General features: G+C 56.4%; 19 protein-coding genes and 1 pseudogene. 13 read left to right on the forward strand and 7 right to left on the reverse strand.

What is annotated here, in order from left to right:
* Positions 1 to 298: 298 nt before the first annotated feature.
* Positions 299 to 1,312, forward strand: a complete 1,014-nt coding sequence (locus tag ABH912_RS09045; protein WP_429510443.1) for an acyltransferase family protein — start codon at positions 299 to 301, stop codon at positions 1,310 to 1,312.
* Between the two features lie 42 nt (positions 1,313 to 1,354).
* The gene (locus ABH912_RS09050) at positions 1,355 to 2,287 is read left to right on the forward strand and encodes a transporter (RefSeq protein WP_033060130.1); all 933 of its coding nucleotides are present in this window, start codon (positions 1,355 to 1,357) and stop codon (positions 2,285 to 2,287) included.
* A gap of 75 nt (positions 2,288 to 2,362) precedes the next feature.
* On the opposite strand, the gene ABH912_RS09055 is transcribed toward ABH912_RS09050, so the two are convergent.
* Together ABH912_RS09055 and ABH912_RS09060 are read right to left on the reverse strand one after the other, a co-directional pair.
* The gene (locus ABH912_RS09055) at positions 2,363 to 3,316 is read right to left on the reverse strand and encodes a sensor domain-containing diguanylate cyclase (RefSeq protein WP_429510444.1); all 954 of its coding nucleotides are present in this window, start codon (positions 3,314 to 3,316) and stop codon (positions 2,363 to 2,365) included.
* Between the two features lie 3 nt (positions 3,317 to 3,319).
* The gene (locus ABH912_RS09060) at positions 3,320 to 4,333 is read right to left on the reverse strand and encodes a response regulator (protein WP_033060325.1); all 1,014 of its coding nucleotides are present in this window, start codon (positions 4,331 to 4,333) and stop codon (positions 3,320 to 3,322) included.
* A 164-nt stretch (positions 4,334 to 4,497) separates the two neighbouring features.
* Between ABH912_RS09060 and ABH912_RS09065 the strand changes: the two genes are divergently transcribed.
* The 7 genes and pseudogenes from ABH912_RS09065 (at position 4,498) to ABH912_RS09095 (ending at position 10,639) form a co-directional block, all read left to right on the forward strand.
* Positions 4,498 to 4,923: a GNAT family N-acetyltransferase gene (locus ABH912_RS09065; RefSeq protein WP_033060127.1), complete on the forward strand. Its 426-nt coding sequence runs from the start codon at positions 4,498 to 4,500 to the stop codon at positions 4,921 to 4,923.
* A gap of 127 nt (positions 4,924 to 5,050) precedes the next feature.
* Positions 5,051 to 5,791 (forward strand): Mut7-C RNAse domain-containing protein, encoded by a 741-nt coding sequence (locus tag ABH912_RS09070; protein ID WP_429510445.1) that lies wholly within the window; start codon positions 5,051 to 5,053, stop codon positions 5,789 to 5,791.
* Positions 5,792 to 5,865: 74 nt separating this feature from the next.
* Positions 5,866 to 6,054 (forward strand): annotated as a pseudogene (locus ABH912_RS09075) (dienelactone hydrolase); the annotation flags it as partial.
* A gap of 60 nt (positions 6,055 to 6,114) precedes the next feature.
* Positions 6,115 to 6,546, forward strand: a complete 432-nt coding sequence (locus ABH912_RS09080; RefSeq protein ID WP_429510446.1) for a hypothetical protein — start codon at positions 6,115 to 6,117, stop codon at positions 6,544 to 6,546.
* 335 nt (positions 6,547 to 6,881) lie between these two features.
* Positions 6,882 to 8,531, forward strand: coding sequence for an arylsulfatase (locus tag ABH912_RS09085; protein WP_429510447.1), 1,650 nt, complete (start codon positions 6,882 to 6,884; stop codon positions 8,529 to 8,531).
* Between the two features lie 208 nt (positions 8,532 to 8,739).
* Positions 8,740 to 9,516, forward strand: coding sequence for a lytic transglycosylase domain-containing protein (locus tag ABH912_RS09090; RefSeq protein ID WP_429510448.1), 777 nt, complete (start codon positions 8,740 to 8,742; stop codon positions 9,514 to 9,516).
* 442 nt (positions 9,517 to 9,958) lie between these two features.
* A complete protein-coding gene (locus tag ABH912_RS09095) occupies positions 9,959 to 10,639 on the forward strand; it encodes a polysaccharide lyase family 7 protein (RefSeq protein WP_033060121.1) in 681 nt (226 codons plus the stop codon).
* A gap of 128 nt (positions 10,640 to 10,767) precedes the next feature.
* On the opposite strand, the gene ABH912_RS09100 is transcribed toward ABH912_RS09095, so the two are convergent.
* Both ABH912_RS09100 and ABH912_RS09105 read right to left on the reverse strand, forming a co-directional pair.
* The gene (locus ABH912_RS09100; RefSeq protein ID WP_429510449.1) at positions 10,768 to 11,298 is read right to left on the reverse strand and encodes a DUF2867 domain-containing protein; all 531 of its coding nucleotides are present in this window, start codon (positions 11,296 to 11,298) and stop codon (positions 10,768 to 10,770) included.
* A 23-nt stretch (positions 11,299 to 11,321) separates the two neighbouring features.
* Complete coding sequence (locus ABH912_RS09105; RefSeq protein WP_429510450.1) at positions 11,322 to 11,978, reverse strand: DJ-1/PfpI family protein; 657 nt, start codon at positions 11,976 to 11,978, stop codon at positions 11,322 to 11,324.
* A gap of 126 nt (positions 11,979 to 12,104) precedes the next feature.
* Here ABH912_RS09105 and ABH912_RS09110 point away from each other — a divergent pair, with 126 nt between their 5' ends.
* Both ABH912_RS09110 and ABH912_RS09115 read left to right on the forward strand, forming a co-directional pair.
* Positions 12,105 to 12,659 carry a TetR/AcrR family transcriptional regulator gene (locus ABH912_RS09110; RefSeq protein ID WP_429510451.1) on the forward strand — a complete coding sequence of 185 codons (555 nt, stop codon included), beginning with the start codon at positions 12,105 to 12,107 and terminating at the stop codon, positions 12,657 to 12,659.
* A gap of 182 nt (positions 12,660 to 12,841) precedes the next feature.
* Entirely contained in the window at positions 12,842 to 13,117 is a 276-nt protein-coding gene (locus tag ABH912_RS09115) for a hypothetical protein (protein ID WP_033060116.1), read from the forward strand.
* 21 nt (positions 13,118 to 13,138) lie between these two features.
* On the opposite strand, the gene ABH912_RS09120 is transcribed toward ABH912_RS09115, so the two are convergent.
* On the reverse strand, positions 13,139 to 16,036 hold the full coding sequence (locus ABH912_RS09120; RefSeq protein ID WP_429510452.1) for a sensor domain-containing phosphodiesterase: 2,898 nt from the start codon (positions 16,034 to 16,036) through the stop codon (positions 13,139 to 13,141).
* Between the two features lie 218 nt (positions 16,037 to 16,254).
* On the opposite strand from ABH912_RS09120, the gene ABH912_RS09125 reads away from it, so the two are divergent.
* On the forward strand, positions 16,255 to 16,755 hold the full coding sequence (locus ABH912_RS09125; protein ID WP_429510453.1) for a GNAT family N-acetyltransferase: 501 nt from the start codon (positions 16,255 to 16,257) through the stop codon (positions 16,753 to 16,755).
* Positions 16,756 to 16,888: 133 nt separating this feature from the next.
* Here the strand turns inward: ABH912_RS09125 and ABH912_RS09130 are convergent, their stop codons facing one another.
* Positions 16,889 to 17,224 carry a hypothetical protein gene (locus tag ABH912_RS09130; protein ID WP_033060111.1) on the reverse strand — a complete coding sequence of 112 codons (336 nt, stop codon included), beginning with the start codon at positions 17,222 to 17,224 and terminating at the stop codon, positions 16,889 to 16,891.
* Between the two features lie 208 nt (positions 17,225 to 17,432).
* Here ABH912_RS09130 and ABH912_RS09135 point away from each other — a divergent pair, with 208 nt between their 5' ends.
* The gene (locus ABH912_RS09135) at positions 17,433 to 17,675 is read left to right on the forward strand and encodes a hypothetical protein (RefSeq protein WP_429510454.1); all 243 of its coding nucleotides are present in this window, start codon (positions 17,433 to 17,435) and stop codon (positions 17,673 to 17,675) included.
* A 28-nt stretch (positions 17,676 to 17,703) separates the two neighbouring features.
* Here ABH912_RS09135 and ABH912_RS09140 read toward each other — a convergent pair whose 3' ends face one another.
* Complete coding sequence (locus ABH912_RS09140; RefSeq protein ID WP_429510455.1) at positions 17,704 to 18,402, reverse strand: ion channel; 699 nt, start codon at positions 18,400 to 18,402, stop codon at positions 17,704 to 17,706.
* Positions 18,403 to 18,697 lie beyond the last annotated feature (295 nt).

Raw genomic sequence — 18,697 nt, forward strand, 5'->3', positions numbered from 1 at the left:
AGCCGCCGGTAGGGTATCTACCAAAAAGTGGGCGATTCACTTAGCGCCATGCCATCAAGCAACGTCAAACAAGCAACGTCAAAAACCCGGTCATTTAGCGAATTCCTCGCGCCTGGAATTTTTTCATGGCGTGAAGTGTAAAGCGCAAAAGGTGTCCTAGACTTCAGGCTTAAATGGTCTGATTTCATGAATTGTTCACCGCTGTAACTACTTGGTTTTTATATGAATTCAGACAGTCTTCAGTCGCAGCGCGGCCTTTATAGAATGCCCTCTATCGACCTAAGAGCGGGATGCCAATATGAATAGTGTTTCCGGAGAGGGCTCTCGATTCAACGTACTTGATGGATGGCGCGGCATAAGCATCTTGCTTGTCTTGGCGTGCCACCTGCTACCACTTGGCCCAAAGCCTTGGCAATTTAATGCCGCCGCAGGCGTTATGGGAATGGCTATATTTTTTACGCTATCGGGATTCCTGATAACAAACTTTCTGCTCAACAACAGCAGCGTCGTTGATTTTTTAATCCGCCGAATCTTTCGGGTTGTGCCGCTCGCCTGGTTGTACATGCTCATTGCTTTGCCTGTCATGAACAGCACTCCGGATTTCTACATCACAAACTTCCTGTTCGTTGCCAACTGGCCGCCTATGTGGCTTGGCAGTGTCAATGGCCATCTGTGGAGTTTGTGCATGGAGGTCCAGTTTTATTTTGCCATCGCTTTACTGGTCGTTCTGATGAGAAACAAGTGGGTAATGCTAATCCCTTGTCTCTGCATCGCCGTCACGATGTACCGAGTCATGAATGATGTCCATGTCGCAATCAACACTTATTACCGCATTGATGAAATACTTTCCGGCTGCATACTTGCACTGATCTACAACAATAGACTGGGTAACATCCTTGCCAAACTTCCGACACAAACGGCGATCACACAAATATTTTTATTTCTCCTGTTTGTCTTGTCCTGCCATCCCGATGCGGGCTTCATGAACTACTTCCGCCCCTATCTTGCCGCAGCCATGGTGGGGAGCACGTTACTCAATAGCCGGACACGAGTTGCCCTGCTTCTGAATAATCGAATTCTATTTTATATCGCCACCATTTCGTACGCTCTCTACGTTGTTCATCCGATGCTAATACACACTTGGCTGGGTAGCGGAGATACCGTCATAAAATATTTGAAACGCCCTTTGTTGTTCGCCGCCATTTTTATCACCGCGCATATCTCCACCTTCTATTATGAAAAATGGTGGATTGCTTTTGGTAAGCGATTTGCCAAGAAAGTGGCTAGCCAATCTGTTACATCGGTCGGTTGAATCCACAGTTGATTGCGGACCTGCACGACAGGAAGCGAGCGAATGCGGATGAAACACACACTCTGCGTCGTCAGGCTGGCCCGGTTCGCATCCGCTTCGCTGATCATAGTTGCCCCCTGTGCAGTCGCAGAGGATCTCGAACCCAGGTCCTACGCCAATACGCCGGTCGGTATCAATTTCCTGCTCATGGGCTACAGCGATCTCCAGGGTAGCGTGACCGCCAACCCCTCAGTCCCACTCCAGGATGCCAAGCTCAACATCAAGACTGTCGTGTTTGCCTTTGCAAGGTCTTTGGACGTCTGGGGCCGCTCCGGGAAGTTCGATATCGTCGTGCCTGAAGCCAGATTGACGGGCTCAGCGCTGTTCGCGGGTGAACCCAGGGAGCGAAATGTTACTGGGTTGATAGATCCAAGATTCCGGTTCTCGGTCAACTTATATGGCGCCCCGGCGATGTCCCTGGCTGAGTTCCCCAGCTATCAACAGGATGTGATTATCGGCGCCAGCCTGGCAATTACGGCGCCACTTGGCCAATACGACTCCAATAAGCTGGTAAATCTCGGCAACAACCGCTGGTCATTCAAGCCTGAACTTGGGATTTCCAAGCGCCTGGGAGCCGTGACCCTGGAATTATCCGGCGCGGCAACCTTTTACACCGACAATGACCAGTACCTTGGCGACCGTACATTTTCCCAGAACCCGACTTACCAGACACAGGTGCATCTTATCTATGCCTTTAGCAACGGTGTCTGGGCCTCGCTGGATGGGACCTACTCCGCTGGCGGGAGTACCTCAGTCGATGGGGTCGGGAACCACGACTTTCAGGAAAATACACGCTATGGGGGGACGCTCTCGCTGCCGTTGAATCGAAATAACTCGCTAAAGCTGTTTGCGAGTGAAAGTGCGCATACCCGTACCGGCAGCGAATACGATGCTATTGGCATCGTCTGGCAGTATCGTTTCGGCGGAGGGCTTTGAAACTCAGGACTTACGCTACATTCCATTGATGCGTTCGGCTGCGCAGCAGTCGTAAAACCAGGCACTACGATCTATCTACTCATACACCGTCACCCGATTGCGCCCGGCCTTCTTCGACACAAACAGCGCATGGTCCGCCCAGGCGATCAGGTCGGCGTGGTTGATCGAGGGCTGGCTCAGGTCGGCCACTCCCAGGCTGATGGTGAAACGGATGCTCTGGCCGTTGAACAGCACTTCCAGCCCTTCGACTGCCTGACGCAGACGTTCGGCGAAAACCCGTCCACCGGCCTTGTCGGTGTCCGAAAGCACCACGCCGAACTCTTCACCGCCATAACGCCCCGCCACATCGGTTTCGCGCACATGCTCGTGGATCAGCCTGGCGACTTCCTCGATGACCTTGTCGCCCGCCGGGTGACCATAGGTGTCGTTGACCCGCTTGAAGTGGTCGATATCCAGCATCACCAGGCTGGTGGCATTGCCATAACGCTGGTGCCGGGCATAGGCGACTTTCAGGCTTTCTTCCCAATGACCGCGGTTGTACAGGCCCGTCAGCCGATCGGTTCTGGAGAGTTGCTGCAATTGCGCATTGGCGGCCTGGAGCTGATGCCGGTTGGTGGCGACGTCGGTGACGTCATAGATCACCAGGCAAATATGGTTAATTTTGCCGTCGGTGGAGCGCAGCGGTAACAGCGTGGTGTTCTGGTACATGAACTCTTCCTGGCCGGTGATCGGCTGGTAGTTCTTGAACCGCACCAGATACGGACGTTGCTCCCAGATAGTGAACGCTGGCGTGCCCAGGGTAACGACGCTTTCCACCTTGCGGCTGAACCATTGACGGTCGACTTCAGGAAACAGATTTAAGAAATTCTGATTTTGGGCGTCCTTGGGCTGCACCCCGGAGCGGTTCTCCATGAAGGTGTTCCAGACTTGCACGCAATAGTCGCGGTCGAGCACTACGACACCGACGTCGATGTTCTGGACAATCGCCAGCAGCCAGTGAAATTCGTTCAGATCGATAGGATCGTTCATGGCTCAGTTCATCAAGTAGGCGAGTTTGTGGGTCAATCGCTCGATTGAGTCTTCCGTGAACAGCAACAACAGGTCGAAACGAATATCATGCCCTTCCAGGCTGTAGCTGATTTCCACTGCCAGGGTCTTTTTCCAGTGCTTGTGGTTGTCCCGGATCAGCTCATCGATGGTCGCGTGCTGGCCGAGGATCTGCGGGTGGCCTTGAGAAAACACCACATCGATCTGTTCGGCAATGCTGCTCAGGCAAGCACCGATCAGAACGCTGGAGAGGTCTAGCAGCATTTCCAGGTCCGAATAATCGGCGCTCTGACGCTGCATCAATTGCGCTATGTCGGCGATTTCCGAGTCGTGAAACATCAGCAGGGCTTCGCCGGCGATGCCACTGCCGATAAACCCCTGGCAGATGGCCGTGAGTTCCTTGCAGCTGCTGGCATCGGTCAGCGCCATGTGCAACTCGCCGACTTCGAGGATGTTCACGTTCGGTACTGGCAACTGCACAAAGACGCCCAACACTTTGGCTATCAGGGCGGCCGCCCGGCCGATGGCAACGTTGACCGTTTCGCGGAACACATCGTGAAAACTGATGACCGTGTTCGCTGCCGGACGACTCCCCAGCGACGCCTGGCCAATCTCCGTCAGTAGCCCCAGCTGACTGAGTGTCTGGCGCAACTCGTTTTCGTCGAAAGGCTTTTTCAGGAACGCCAGCGCGCCCAGCTCACGCACGCGGCGCACCGCTTCTTCCTGAATGTCACCGGAGATCACGATGACTTGCGCCTTCAATCCTTCGGCGCGCAAGGCGCTCAATACCTGATAACCATCCATCTCCGGCATGGTCAGGTCGAGCAACACCACCTGCCCCAACCCCCGGCGTATGGCATCCATTGCCTCGCGACCATTACCGGCCTCGGTGACCGAAACCGGCCAGTCCGCCGGCAGTGCCCGTAGCACCTGCTTACGGGCCATGTTGGAGTCGTCACATACCAGTAGGGGAATCACTGACAAAAGATAGGCACTCATCGGCATTGAACATCAGGGAAAGCACTACGGCCCATCATGCCCCATAAGCCTACAAAGACCACCTTATAATCAGGGTTTTATTGAGAGCGACGTCCGAGCCAATGAATATTGACTCGAATGGGATACTCTTTTGACCCGGTTGCAAAACGCTCAGGGAGAGCACCATGCCTGCACAAATCCAACTATCAGAAAATGTAACTGAAGCAGAACGCCTCGCCATTCTGACCCCGCTGCTGGCCCATAATCTGGCTAACGGCGGAGACGACGCGCATGAAACATTTGCTCTGCTGCTACGAGCCCCTGACGGGGACGAAGTCATTGGCGGGCTGTACGGGAAGATCTCCTATCGATGGCTACTCATCGATCTTGTCAGCGTTCCTGAACAGATGCGGGGCCAGGGTATCGGGGAGCGGTTAATGCGCATGGCCGAAGAGATCGCGCAAAAGAAGAACTGCATTGGCATTTGGCTAGAAACCTTCAGCTTTCAAGCGCCAGGTTTTTATCGAAAACTTGGGTACTCCGAGTTTGGACACTTGGCAGATTACCCACCAGGACATACTCGACTCTATTACCAAAAGACGCTGTGCTAGCAGCGTTACTTGTTAAGGCGCAGCGCGTCGAAAGCATCTCGCGCTTGGCATGCGGTATAGGTCGTTTGCGCGGCGATTAGCCCGGCCTAGACTCGCTCATCCTTACAGCCCTGCCATACTGTTCAACATGACCAGTGCAACCTTCCGCTTCTACGAAGAGCTCAACGATTTCCTGCCGGCCGAACGGCGGCGGCAGTCCTTTACTTGTGAGTGCGCGCGAGCGGCGACGGTCAAGCACATGATCGAGGCGCTCGGGGTACCGCACACCGAGGTCGAGTTGGTGCTGCTCAACGGCGAGTCGGTGGGCTTCGAACGGGTGATTTTCGACGGTGACCGGCTGGCGGTGTACCCCAAGTTCGAAGCGCTGGACATCAGCCCGCAGCTCAAGGTTCGGGCGCAACCTTTGCGGGTGCTGCGCTTCGTCGCTGATGCGCACCTGGGCGGGCTGGCCAACCTGCTGCGCATGAGCGGCTTCGACACCCTCTACGACAATGGCTTCGAGGATGGCGAGATCGCCGAGATCGCTGCGCAGCAAGGACGCATCGTGCTAACCCGCGACCGCGAACTGCTCAAGCGACGGATCATCAGCCACGGCTGTTACGTGCATGCCCTGAAACCGTCGCTGCAGCTGCGCGAATTGTACGAACGCCTCGACCTGGCGCGTAGCGCGCGGCCATTCAGCCTGTGCCTTCATTGCAACCTGCCGCTGCACGAGATCAGCCCGGAACTGGCCCGGTCGCAGGTGCCGCCACACGTTGGCATCCTCTATTCGCACTTCGTGCGCTGCGACGCCTGCCAACGGATTTACTGGGAGGGTTCACACTGGCGCGGCATGTGTGCACTGCTCGCCCCTCTGCTGGACCGATAACACTTGTCTATTCAAGGAAGAAACGACATTGAAAATAGCTTTCGGCGCCCTGTTATTGACCTGTCTGACGACCATCGCACTCCAGCTTCTTGTCGGTGTGCAAACCTGGTGCGCAGGTATTGCTCGAAGAAGACGCACCAGGCGATGGCATCATTTGCCAGGATGGCGACAGCGCTCGCCCGCGAGAGCTGATTCAACAGCAGGTTACATCGCTGATAGCAGAGTTTCTTCAGTCATCTATCTTCAAAGAAGGCAGTTTGTAAAATCGTGCCAGGGATGAGCGCTAGGGGTCGGAAGCGGTCGCCCTTTTTCAGGAGGGTAAAATGATGCGAAGGATTATCGCAACAGGAGCGCTCTTGCTGACTTTGGGCGGGTGCGCAACATCACCTATGCGGGTTTATGAAGCGCGGCCAGTGCCAGCCAATGATATGTACGCGATCAAGAGCCAGGGCACGAACGATCCGGGTCGCCTGACCGTTCTCCGTGATGACGGGCTTTTCGGTGCGGCATGTGACGCCGTGTTCTACATTGACGGTCAACGCGCAGCCAAGATAGGTCCCGGTCATAAGGCATCTTTCGTTTTGCCTGCCGGTGAAGTGAACCTCGGCACCGGGCTCGCCGAGTCTGGGTTATGTACGGGTGTCGCGATCAAAACTGTCGCGGCCAACATCAAGCCAGGGAAAGAAGTGATTTATCGAATCAACTGGGATACGCAAGGTTTCTCCTTGGGCCCCTACGTTGAAGAGGGTCGTTGAGCCCAGACACCATCGCGGCAAGTGGAGGCGAAACATCTTTCAGCGTTCTTCGGGTGCATTACTGAGGTGTACGGGCTCGCACCGCAGCGGCCTGCTGGCCGAAAAAGTCGACGAATGACTCTAATTGCGCCACCCAAACAAGACAGACAGAAATTTTTCGTACTAGGCTTCACGAGCGCGTTGAACGGTAAAAGGGATTCGATCCAATCGTTACGCCGTTTCCTTGAACCGTCCAGGCTAAAAGTTGGGGGGATTACTCACGAAGTTCCTTGTTGTATTGCTCTCCATGTTTGAGCGACTGCAACAAGGATCGGAACTTGAGAAAGGAAATCCATATGAACCGGCTCTCGCAACGCACTAAATTGTATCTGGCATGTTCCCTCCTGATGGCAATTAACCTTACCCAGGCAGCGCAGACAGAAAAACCCAACATCCTGTTTATCGTATCCGACGATACCGGCTACGGTGACCTGGGCCCCTATGGCGGCGGTGTCGGTCGCGGCATGCCGACCCCGAGCATCGACGAACTGGCGGCCGAAGGCACAACCTTCTTCTCGTTCTATGCCCAACCCAGTTGCACGCCGGGTCGGGCGGCCATGCAGACCGGGCGCATTCCCAACCGCAGCGGCATGACCACCGTGGCCTTCCAGGGCCAGGGCGGCGGCTTGCCGGCAGCGGAATGGACCCTGGCCTCCGTGCTGAAAACCGGTGGCTACGACACCTACTTCACCGGCAAGTGGCACCTGGGCGAAGCCGATTATGCAATGCCCAACGCACAGGGTTACGACGTCATGAAATACGTCGGCCTTTATCATCTCAATGCCTACACCTACGCCGATCCCGAATGGTTCCCGGACATGGACCCGGAGACTCGCGCCATGTTCGCCCAGGTGACCAAGGGCGCGTTGTCCGGCAAGGCCAGTGAAAAACCGGTCGAGGAATTCAAGATCAATGGCGAGTATGTTGATACGCCGGTTATTGATGGAAAACCCGGCGTGGTCGGGATTCCCTACTTTGATGGTTATGTCGAGAAAGCCGCAATGGAGTTCCTTGACACGGCCGCCAAATCCGACAAGCCGTTCTTCATCAACATCAACTTCATGAAAGTGCACCAGCCGAACTTGCCGGCACCAGAGTTCGTGCACAAATCAATCTCCAAATCCAAGTACGCCGACTCGGTGGTAGAACTCGACACCCGCATTGGCCGCATCATGGACAAGTTGAAAGCGCTGGGAATGGATAAGAACACCCTGGTGGTTTACACCACCGATAACGGCGCCTGGCAGGACGTTTACCCGGACGCCGGCTACACGCCCTTCCGCGGCACCAAAGGCACGGTACGTGAAGGTGGCAACCGGGTACCGGCGATCATGGTCTGGCCGGGCAAAATCAAACCAGCGGTGAAAAACCACGACATCATCGGTGGTCTGGACCTGATGGCGACGTTTGCCGCGGTGGCCGGCATCAAACTGCCGGAGAAAGACCGCGAAGGTCAGCCGATCATGTTCGACAGCTACGACATGACCCCGGTGTTGCTTGGCACCGGCCCATCCCCACGCAAGGAATGGTTCTACTTCACGGAGAACGAACTGTCGCCGGGCGCCGCCCGTGTCGGCAACTTCAAGGCCGTGTTCAACCTGCGCGGCGATAACGGCGCCCAGACCGGGGGCCTGGCAGTCGATTCCAACCTGGGCTGGAAAGGTGAGAGCAAGTACGTGGCGACCGTTCCGCAGGTCTTCGACCTGTTGCAGGATCCGCAGGAGCGCTACGACATTTTCATGAACAACTTCACCGAACGCACCTGGTCGATGGTTCCCATCAGCATCGCGATCAACAACCTGATGAAAACCTACGCCAAGTACCCGCCACGCAAAATGCAAAGCATGACCTACGACGGCCCGGTGGAAATTTCCAGGTACCAGAAATTCCAGTCGGTGCGCGAAGACCTGCAGAAGGAAGGTGTGAACATTCCAATACCTAACTAGCGGTCGGGCGGCAGCCTCGTTTGCGGCTGCCGCTTCCCCACTCCTCATAGAACGCCGTCAGCTCGTACGTCAACGCAAGTTCCAAGGCCGGTTACAAGGGGTATAACTATCAGAACAAAAGGCGGGCCACCCGGAATAGGTCCTCCAAAGGCGCGCCCGGGCCAGGCGCCCCAAGGCCTGAACGGCGCCTGCGGCGCGGAGCGATGTGATGAGTTCCAGAGCATGGCGATGGGCTCGCAAGAGCCTTCTTGGCTGCATCGAGCTGGCGTTGCTGGTCACTCCACTGTGCGCCAGCGCCATGTTCAAGTGCCAAGCCACGGACGGAGCCATCAGCTATACCAGCCAAGCCATCGCCAGCGCTCGCTGCACTCGCCTGAATGGCATGGCCCTGCCACAGCTTGTGCCGGACGACAATTCAGGCGCGGTGCGGGTTCGGGTGTGGACCTTCATCCACAAGGGAGTTCGTCAATATGTGAGCCGGCGCCCTGTCGGGATCTCCGCACGGGTCGATGTCCTTGAGCTCTATTACATCAAGGGCTGCTATCTGTGCAGGGCGCCGAAGGATTTCAAGGTCGCTTCACTGCGCCTGGACACCCAATCCTATCGGCGGGAGATCGAAGCCGCTTCGGGTCATTACGGTGTCGACAGGGCGCTGGTCCGCGCAGTAATACATGCCGAATCGGCGTTTCGCCCCAACGCCATTTCCGAAGACGGCGCCCAAGGGCTCATGCAGTTGATGCCAGCCACGGCCGAGCGCTTCGCCGTGGACGATCCATTCGACGCACGACAGAACATTCGTGGCGGCGTGCGCTACCTGGCCTGGCTGCTCAAGCGCTTCAACGGCAACCAAATGCTGGCGTTGGCAGGTTACAACGCCGGCGAAGCGTCCGTGGTCGAGTACAACGGGGTGCCTCCCTACGCCGAGACGCAATCCTACGTCACCCTCGTGCAGTCCTTGACCGAGCGCTATCGCAACCATCGCTAGGACCGTAGGGCGCATAACCCGGAATAGGTAATACGCCGGGCGGGGAATGGCTCAACCGGACTTCCACACTCGCCGGTAGCTATCGACACATAGCGGCCCTCTTTGAGGGGCAGAAACCGGCCATTAGCGATCACTGGTTGCCGCCTCAAATCCCCCATCGGCAAACGTCCCCCCCCCCCGCACAACCCGTCGTGACGCCTGCTGACGTTCCAGGCCATCGCGCAACGACGCAAATCAGGATTAGTTCCATTAACTCCAAAAATAACCGACTAACGGTCACGCGTGCAGGCACAAAGCCTGCAACAACTACCTGGACGAACATTTGACGTCAATCTACCGCCATACGGTTTTCCTGATCAGCAGACCCAATTGACACAGCTTTATAGCGTCGGTTCGAGCGCGACTGTGGCCGCAACATTCCCCCGCATACAGGATTATTGACATGATCGACCTCGCCACCTGGAACTTGAGCATCCCTGAAGGCAGCCCACCGGCCACCATAGAAACGCCTCGACTCGCGCACGGCTTCAAGGACCAGTATTTCAGTTCTGAAGCCGCGACCCTCTCCTTCTGGGCACCTGTGACCGGTTCCAAGACGGCCAACGCTATTTACCCGCGCAGCGAGTTGCGGGAAACCTATAGCGATGGAAAGCTGCGCAACTGGCAGTATTCAGCGGCGGATAACATTCTGCGGGCGAGTCTGACCGTCAATCAGGTGCCCAGCACCGGCAAGATCGTGATTGGCCAGATTCACAACAAGGACAGCAACGACCCCATGGTGAAGCTGGAATACCAATACAAAACGTCGGCTTCGACGGGAAACATTGTCGTCAAGGTGCGCATGCGCCCCGACGATGAAGAGCCCCTGGTCATTACCATTGCGACGGGTGTCCCGCTCGACCGCAACTTTACCTACCAGATCCACCTCAGCCCGAAGGGCGCGCTGGGCATCAGCGCAGCAGGAAACAACTGGAGAACCACCATCGACCCGAGCTGGAAGACCAAACCACTGTATTTCAAAGCGGGGGTTTATGTGCAGGACAACACCGGCTATCCCACCGAGGGCGGAAAAGTAACGTTCAAGATGCTGGAGGTCCAACACAACATTAAGTCGCTTCTTTAGGTAACTACCGTTGGTACGCCGATCCGAAGGGTGAAGACTTAAGTGGATTTCCTCGTCGATCGGCTATCCAGTGGCTGAGAGATTTGGCCAGGCCTGCCAGAACAGCTTTTCGATGGAAGGGTTAGACCTCAGGGGCAGGTAGCCAGAGGCCAACCGACGCGCGCTGCACGCAGGAGGCTGGCTTTGACAACCAAGCGGTGAAATGGCGCAATCACGAAGATGTAGGCCCGGCCTAGACGGTTGTGGCACTGGACCACGGTTGAAAAAACGAGTTGGCGACTGCCTTCTGGCTCTGCCTCTCCAGAACATAGGATCGATATCCGGAAGTCGAGGTGCTTGTCGTCCTCTCCCAAAACGATTTCGGTCTGGTTCGTGCTGTAGACCTTGAAGACTCCAACCCGATCAGCCAGTGATGCCAAATATTTGGCTGTCTTGAGACCAAAACAGGCAACGATAGTGTCTCGGACTTTCAAGAGCCATCCGATCCAGGATGGCTGATGGGAAAGGATGAATCGAGCTAGCAAATCCGGATTGCTGGATGTGCCCGCAGGGAGCCGAATCGCAAAAGCGTCCGCCAGGTTCATCGACTTGTAAAGGTGGGTGATACCGGACCTCGAGGGGACTGGCACGGACATAATGAGCTCAAATTCTCGGGGCATCGGGGATCTCTCCTGAGTTCTAACTACCAATTAGACGACACGCCATGTCGCGTTTCTTGTTGCGATGATGTTGTCGAGGCGCCAACTTCTCCTTGTCGGATACTGAGCCCGATCAAGGCATCATAGAGCTCTTGCTGCCCAGCGGGCAGAACAGGGAGCAACGTCGCACGGCGCTTGTCGACATCGAACCAGGATTCAACCAACCATCCCACCAGATAGAGCGCCGAAAGGCATCCGCCAGCGGTTGCAACGTTCCCCTGGCAGACAAGAGGCTGGTCCACGGGCTCAAGTCCCAGAGCTTGCAAGCTCGATCGTGCATCCGGGTGTGTAGTTGCCTGGCCGCTGAGCAGCCCAAGCCGTTCGAGAATGAAAGCTCCGGCGCATAGGGAGCCGATTCGCTGGCGTCTGGAGTCAAGTTCAAACGACGGCAGGAAATCTGGGGCGGCAATTGCAGCGGGTATCCCTTCCTTGCCGCTGACGAACAATACCGCGTCGGCACTATTGGCCTCGGAAAGCGGACCGTGCACCGAAACAGGCAGGCCGTGCGCCGATCGCACGATAGAGCTGGAACCCAATATTCGGACGTGCCAGTCCTCAGTGTTGCGGCCTAAGATGTCCCACATCAGGAACAGGTCGATATCAGTGAATTGGTCGAAAGCAACCAGAACGATTTTCTTCAAGGCGAGCTCCATGAAAAGTGCTGGCGTGCAAAACGCAACGGCCATCTTTGCTGGTGTTCGCAGCGTATCAATCGGTTGCACACCATACACAGCCTGTATGGCGCTAAATAGGGAGCGAAATAACGGGTGAGAAAACTAACTCGTAACCATTGGATCGCGGCTGGTTTTGAGGCCCTCGACCAAATTGGGCATATAGGCGTTTCGGCCGAGAGTCTATCGCGCCGATTGAATGTGACCCGCGGATCGTTCTATCACCATTTCCGCAATCGCGAAGACTTTGTCCGCACCTTGCTGGCCGCTTGGGAAGAAGACTACACGGAGCGCATGCTCGCTTATGCGGCGCAGGGTCGTAGCGCGGGTGAAACCTTGAAACGCTACTTGAGTATTGCTGCTGAGAAACAACCTGGGCGGGAAGTTTCCATCCGGGCCTGGTCGCTGCACGATCCGTTGGTAGGCGAGTTTCAGCAGCGTGTTGACACAAGACGACTGGAGTTCGCGATACGCACGTGCCGCCGCTTGGTCCCTATGCCAGGCCAGGCAGAAGTGATTGGTCAGGTGGCCCATCTGTGCCTGATTGGTGGTCAACAGGCAGGGCTGCGGCGTGATGCCGCTCGCTTCAACAGTTTCCTGCATCGAGCCTTTTCACTTTTCGAAGGCGCTCTTCCACCGTGGCGGGCCTAAGTCATGAGCTAAATTGGGTAACTGGATAAATAGAGTTCGCGTGCCAGCGATTGAAAATGAGAGCTAAGCTTCCTTCTACTGTCGGGCTTATTGAGCAGATTGGGCTTTGCGTCCATGGCGTATAACCGCCTTGAGCGGTCTACTTAGAGTTAGCCCTTCACAACAGCCTCGGAGGGGAGCCAATGAAACGTTTCGTCATGCTCATCGCGATCTCTTTGCTGACCACTGCCTGTCAGAGCACAAATGATAACGGCGTCACCCGACTTGATAATTGTGTCTGCTATAAATCGGCCGAGGGACAACAAGTGCAAGCATCACAAATGGCGTGGAAAGACCCCGACACGTTGCAGAAACAATTCTCACACTGCATTTGCCGAGCCTTGATTGACCTGAAGAAGGTCGATGATCCCAGCAAATATTTCGTGCCCGGAACCGAAATAAGAACGGAACTGAAATAAGACACGTATTGGGTTGCGCCCCTAACGCCCCATCAGCGGACTCGCCAACAACGCCTCCAACCCCATCGGCTTGGCAAAATAATAACCTTGGGCCTGCCCTGCGCCCATTTCGCGCAGCAAGACCAGCGTCGCTTCATCCTCGACACCTTCGGCCACCACACTCAGGTCCAGCGATTCAGCCATACGCACAATCGCCCGGACGATCGCGCGACTGCGAGCGCTGGTGGTCAATTCGAGGATGAACGACTTGTCGATCTTCAAGCCGCTGAAACGGTATTGATGCACATAGCTCAGGGATGAAAACCCGGCACCGAAGTCATCGAGCACCACCGACATGCCGTTGTCGGCCAATTGCTGCATGGTCAGTCGGGCAATCGCCGGCTCCGCCACCAGCGCACCTTCGGTCAACTCCAGGCAGATCCGCGACGGCGAAACCCCATGCCGCGCCAACAGTGCAAGCACGTCACTGGCGAAGTCGGGACGCGTCATGCTGTAGCTGGAGCAATTGACGTGCACCGCAGGCCAGTTGGCATGCTCGGGCTGTGCGAGGATCAGTGCAATGCTGTTGAGCATGTACAGGTCCAGTCGACCGATCAGACGCAGCCCCTCGACATCCGGCAAAAACTCGCCCGGCGCGATCACCCGGCCGCCCGGCTGATGCCAACGGATCAGCGCTTCAAGGGCCAACAGTTCGCCGCTTTCGACGCTGACAATCGGTTGGAAATACGGCAGCAATTCGTCGGTACGCTTGAGCGCATTGCGCAAGGCCCCTTCCCGCTCAACCTGGTCCGAGACTTCACGACGCACTTCCTGATTGAACACCGCGTAGCTGTCGCGCCCACCACTCTTGACCCGGTACATCGCCGCGTCGGCGTCGCGCAGCAAGTCGGCTGGCTCCTGATGGAACTGACTGTCGGCGCTGACGATGCCGATGCTGCAGGACGAAAAAACCTCATAGCCATTGATGACAAACGGCAGGTCAAACGCCACCAGAATCCGTTCGGCGATGTCGATCACCACGTCCAGTGGCGCCTCGGGAGCGAGCACGGAAAACTCATCGCCCCCCAGGCGCGCCAGCATGTCAGTGTCGCGCAGACAACCGCGCAAACGGTGGGCGGCCTGCATCAACAGCAGGTCGCCAAAATGGTGGCCGAGGCTGTCGTTGACCAGTTTGAAACGGTCGAGGTCGATGAACATCACCGCCAGGTGTCCACCTTCGCTGCCGAACTGCGACCAGGCCAGATTGAGGCGCTGTTGCAGGTAGGTACGATTCGGTAGCCCGGTCAGCGCATCGTGGGAGTTTTCGTGTTGCAACTTGGCATTGGCGTGATCGAGCTCGCGGGTGCGGCTCTGCACCCGGGCTTCCAGCTTGAGGTTGGCGACATGGATCGCTTCGGCGGCCGTGCGTCGCGACAACGCGGTGTCGATGTGCCGCGACACGAATGTCAGCAGTTCCTGGTCACGCAGGGTATAGCGCACCTGCGAGGTATAGCTCTGCACCGCAAGCACGCCACGCACCACATCGCCATCGAACAAGGGGATGCCCAGCCAGGAATAGGATCGGTAATACACATTGGCAACTTCGATTTCACCGTGCGCAGTCAATCGCTCAGCTTCGTCGGCGTCAATCAGGCAAGGTCGGCGCTGAAGGATCACGTACTCGGTCAAGCCCCGGCTCCCACGCCGCGCCACCGGGCAGGTCGTTTGCCGCTCATCCACGTAATACGGAAAGGTCACTTCACGGGTCGCGTCGTCGAACAGCGCAATGTAGAAGTTCCGCGCGAACAGCAGATCACCGACGATGCCATGCAAGGTTTGAAACAACTCAGCCATGTCGCCAGGCTGGCTGGACAGTTCAGCGATCTGGAACAGCGCGCTCTGCAGATGTTCGGCGCGCTCTCGCTCTGCCACTTCCTGCCTCAACGCGTCGTTGAGTGCCGACAGTTCCAGGGTGCGACGCATCACTGTCGCCTCCAGATCCTCTCGGTGCAGAATCCGGTCCAGCGCCATGGCCACGTGGCGGGCGACCACCAGAAACAGCGCGCGGTCCTCGGCGCTGTAGGTGCGAGAAACATCGTAGACCTGCATCGCGAGCATGCCAAACACGTCATCCGAGGCATTTTTCAACGGTGCGCCCATCCAGAACTCGGGACGATCACCCACGCAGTAAAAACGCTCCTCGGCCTGAGCCGCGAGAATGCCGGCGGCGTCGATCAGCAACGGCTGGCCAGTGGTCAATACCTGGCCGGTCAACGACAGGTGCGCAAGGTCAAGGTATTCGTAGTGCGAGGACTCCACGGCATCAACATCAATGATGTCGACGTAATACGGGTAGTCAATCTTGCCGCTGTGCGGATCATACAGCGCGAGATAGAAGTTCTCGGCGTCGATCAGGCTAGCCAGCAGCTGGTGAACCCCCACCAGAAACACTGACCGGTCGCGGGTCGAACTGGCCAGGTAGGTAATTTCATACAGCACGCGTTGAGTAATCTGCGCACGGGCAAGGGTATTCGTCTGCACCTGAATGCCCAGGCGCTGCGCAAACCCGGCGAGCGCCGGTTCCGCGGCAGCGTCGACTGGCGCGAGTAGCCAACCCAGCACGCTTTCACCTTTACCGGTCGGCCAGCGGTGCAAATGCCGGGTCAGGCAAAAGGTGTCGAACTCTTCATTCGCAACACTTGACGGCCACTGCGCCAGTGGGTCGCCCTGCCCCACCAAATGCATTTGTTCACCGGCACGGTAAACCACCCACGCCGTGGTGTGCGCCCAGTTGCGCGCTGAGTCCAGCAATTGATCGATCGTGTTCTCGTTGCCAGCATCAGCCATGCAGACAGTGTCCGAATTCTGTTCAAGCCGAGATGCGACAACGTCGCAATCGCTCGATTGCCGCGGGAAGTCGGTCAATGGACGAAAACTCATCAGCGCTCCCTGAGCCAGAAACTGGCAATACTGACTTACTGGTTGCGCGCAATGCGCCAGTGAGCTTCACGTTTATAGTGTTTTTATTCAATCGGTTTTTTCGGATTGTGAGTGGCTTCCTCATCAGGTCATCCTGTAAGAGCGCCAACTCAGCTAACGACTGACAAGTGTGCCTGCGCACAGTTCCAAGCAGTTCCACCAGGAAAAGGAGCATCCTTATGGAGCCCGTCACAATTCGTACCCTGCAAAGCACTGATGCCGAGGCGTTGCTGACTTTTGAAGTGGACAATCGCGAGTGGTTCGAGCGCCACATTGACGCGCGTGGTGCTGCTTTTTACTCGGTGCAGGGTGTCACCGAGCACATTGCTGCCTATTTAGCTGATCATGCCGCCGGCATCTGGCACCCCTTTGTCATCGAAGACGCTGACGGGCAAATAGTGGGCAGAGCGAACCTGAAAGACATCGACACGTCCGCGCGGTCGGCAGAAGTCGGCTATCGGATTGCTCAAAGTGCTTGCGGGCAAGGACTGGCAACGCTGGCGGTGAAGCATCTGATTCAGCAGGCGCAGTTGCGTTGGAACCTTAAACAGCTGGCTGCCAACGTGTACGCTGAAAATATCGCCTCGGCAAAAGTCCTCAAGCGCTGTGGCTTCCTGATCGAACAGGTATCCCGGCAAGCAGGGACTGACCAGGAGTATCGGTTTGGCCTTTCAATTTAGATGTTTGAAAGAGGGGTCGATACGCGTCACGCAGACAAAAAAAAGCCCCGCTACCGAATACGGTGCGGGGCAAAAAAATTGGTTGGTTGCGGCCAACCAAAGGAGCTCTGTAGAAAACGTTTACGGGCCGGGGTCAGATGCATTCCTGTGCGGCGCGCTCAAAACTTGAAGGCAACAAGTTCGAGGCCAGCAAGTGCCGCTCGTAGATGAACACCTTGCCGCCGTTCCCGGCCTTGTAGGCTTCCAGCACGTTGTCCGTCGAGACTTTGCTCGGTACCACGATCCGGTAGCTGCGCTGGGTCTGCGTGACGGTCGGGTTCATGCCTTGCAATTTCGGTACGACGCACTCAGCGTATTGGGCCGGGGTCTTACGGGTCTGCAAGGTCAGGGTCGGGTCGTTCGGCGCGGAGGCACAACCGGCGAGCAACAAAGCACCAAACGCCAGGGCAGGCACGAATAAAAGACGCATCGGTCTCATCCTGAAAATAAAAGGTTCGTTCATCACATCACCCGAATGTTCGTGAGTGGTGTGTCGTTGGAGGGGGATTTTCCGGCTATTGCCATCAAAGTAGAACTTGCGTTTCATGATGGTCACTATTACCTCTAGCAATAGTTGTGCGCCGCGCAGACGGATACACACTCAATCACCACTGGAAAAGATGGATGAGGATCGCTCCTTGAGAACTTTTGACTTTATCCGCGACGCCGTTCTACCCGATTTTCGTGACCGGGTGGCCGAGTACCTGGTCCAGTACGAAACCGTATTGTTGGGCGAACACGCACCCGACCCAGAGCTTGCGCGGGACACCGCCAATCAGTTGCGCGGTTATTTGCGTGGGTTGAATACCACGCGTGTGTTGGGCATGGCGGATTGGGAAGAGCTGGATCGGCGGGTAGTGAATACGTGGCTTTCGTCCTGACCGACGCTTCCCCTGTACAGAGAAGCAGTCATTTAGCCTGATTCGATGGATAAAGACCGGCAAGCCGCGCGATCACAACACCCACGTAAAAGACGCCTGAGAATTCTTCGACCATCACAAGTGAGCGGGCGTGGTTGGTCAACGGGAGAACATCGCCGTAACCCGTGGTCGTGAGCGTCGTGAGGCTGAAATAGATCAGCTTGAAGAAAGTGCCGGGTTGTCCGAAGTCGAGGTGGGCAGGACCGAATGAGCCAGCGCTGGACATCTCGACCAGGGCATAGACGAAGGACCAAGCGAAAGCCAGCATTATGTAACCCGCAAGCGCTGCATGTAGCTTGTCGGCTGTAATGGGCCCGCGCTTGAGAATATAGCGAAGCACTCCGCTAAACGAGACTGCAAGAGACGCCGCATAAGATATCCCGGCAAGGTCAAGAATCGCGATGCTCTCAGTCCACAACGCCGTCCATTGAAGGCCAACCCCAAGTAACGCCAGACCCAGTTTCAGGATGAACCCCCGCCGAGTCTGCCGGGTGGCGAAAGCGCCCACGAGCAGCACGGTTGAAAACAGAATGCCGAGCAACGTGCGAGCAAATATTCCTTCCTCAAGAAAGGGAAACAGCAGGATCAATCCTAGTAAGAGCAGCAATAGATAGGTGCAGGGCCCTCGCCCTATTACCATCTGAGCTAAATCCTCGTCAGATTCGGTTTTATCTTGCGGATTTGCCATACCGGTTTCCCAGAGATTGAAATAACGCTCGATACCTGACATTGCACGGTTGAAATCTGATCTGGCTTTAGATAAGAGTCGGCAGTGAAATTCTAGTCGTGAATGCATGTAAGAGGCTGACCAGTAATCAACGGCCTTAAGCAGGTACGGGAAAACATTCCCTTGTGCGCCGAGATCGGTTGCGACACGGTATGTGCTGTCGGACTATTCCAGACTTCTGGCCATTGCGTTGCACTTGCTGGCTGCTGCCAGCGCCATCTTCGACGGCCTGATCGCCGAGTGTGTGAAAGAGGAA

Origin of the sequence: Pseudomonas sp. BT76 TE3572 (assembly GCF_050435365.1) — a bacterium.
Taxonomy (GTDB): domain Bacteria; phylum Pseudomonadota; class Gammaproteobacteria; order Pseudomonadales; family Pseudomonadaceae; genus Aquipseudomonas; species Aquipseudomonas fluorescens_W.

Bases quoted from the DNA above. Each gene is read 5' to 3' on its own strand.
- ABH912_RS09100 (WP_429510449.1), bottom strand. From the start codon at position 11,298: ATGCCCCGAGAATTTGAGCTCATTATGTCCGTGCCAGTCCCCTCGAGG.
- ABH912_RS09045 (WP_429510443.1), top strand. From the start codon at position 299: ATGAATAGTGTTTCCGGAGAGGGCTCTCGATTCAACGTACTTGATGGA.
- ABH912_RS09070 (WP_429510445.1), top strand. From the start codon at position 5,051: ATGACCAGTGCAACCTTCCGCTTCTACGAAGAGCTCAACGATTTCCTG.
- ABH912_RS09085 (WP_429510447.1), top strand. From the start codon at position 6,882: ATGAACCGGCTCTCGCAACGCACTAAATTGTATCTGGCATGTTCCCTC.
- ABH912_RS09060 (WP_033060325.1), bottom strand. From the start codon at position 4,333: ATGAGTGCCTATCTTTTGTCAGTGATTCCCCTACTGGTATGTGACGAC.
- ABH912_RS09115 (WP_033060116.1), top strand. From the start codon at position 12,842: ATGAAACGTTTCGTCATGCTCATCGCGATCTCTTTGCTGACCACTGCC.
- ABH912_RS09120 (WP_429510452.1), bottom strand. From the start codon at position 16,036: ATGAGTTTTCGTCCATTGACCGACTTCCCGCGGCAATCGAGCGATTGC.
- ABH912_RS09095 (WP_033060121.1), top strand. From the start codon at position 9,959: ATGATCGACCTCGCCACCTGGAACTTGAGCATCCCTGAAGGCAGCCCA.
- ABH912_RS09050 (WP_033060130.1), top strand. From the start codon at position 1,355: ATGCGGATGAAACACACACTCTGCGTCGTCAGGCTGGCCCGGTTCGCA.
- ABH912_RS09125 (WP_429510453.1), top strand. From the start codon at position 16,255: ATGGAGCCCGTCACAATTCGTACCCTGCAAAGCACTGATGCCGAGGCG.
- ABH912_RS09065 (WP_033060127.1), top strand. From the start codon at position 4,498: ATGCCTGCACAAATCCAACTATCAGAAAATGTAACTGAAGCAGAACGC.
- ABH912_RS09090 (WP_429510448.1), top strand. From the start codon at position 8,740: ATGAGTTCCAGAGCATGGCGATGGGCTCGCAAGAGCCTTCTTGGCTGC.
- ABH912_RS09130 (WP_033060111.1), bottom strand. From the start codon at position 17,224: ATGCGTCTTTTATTCGTGCCTGCCCTGGCGTTTGGTGCTTTGTTGCTC.
- ABH912_RS09080 (WP_429510446.1), top strand. From the start codon at position 6,115: ATGATGCGAAGGATTATCGCAACAGGAGCGCTCTTGCTGACTTTGGGC.
- ABH912_RS09055 (WP_429510444.1), bottom strand. From the start codon at position 3,316: ATGAACGATCCTATCGATCTGAACGAATTTCACTGGCTGCTGGCGATT.
- ABH912_RS09140 (WP_429510455.1), bottom strand. From the start codon at position 18,402: ATGGCAAATCCGCAAGATAAAACCGAATCTGACGAGGATTTAGCTCAG.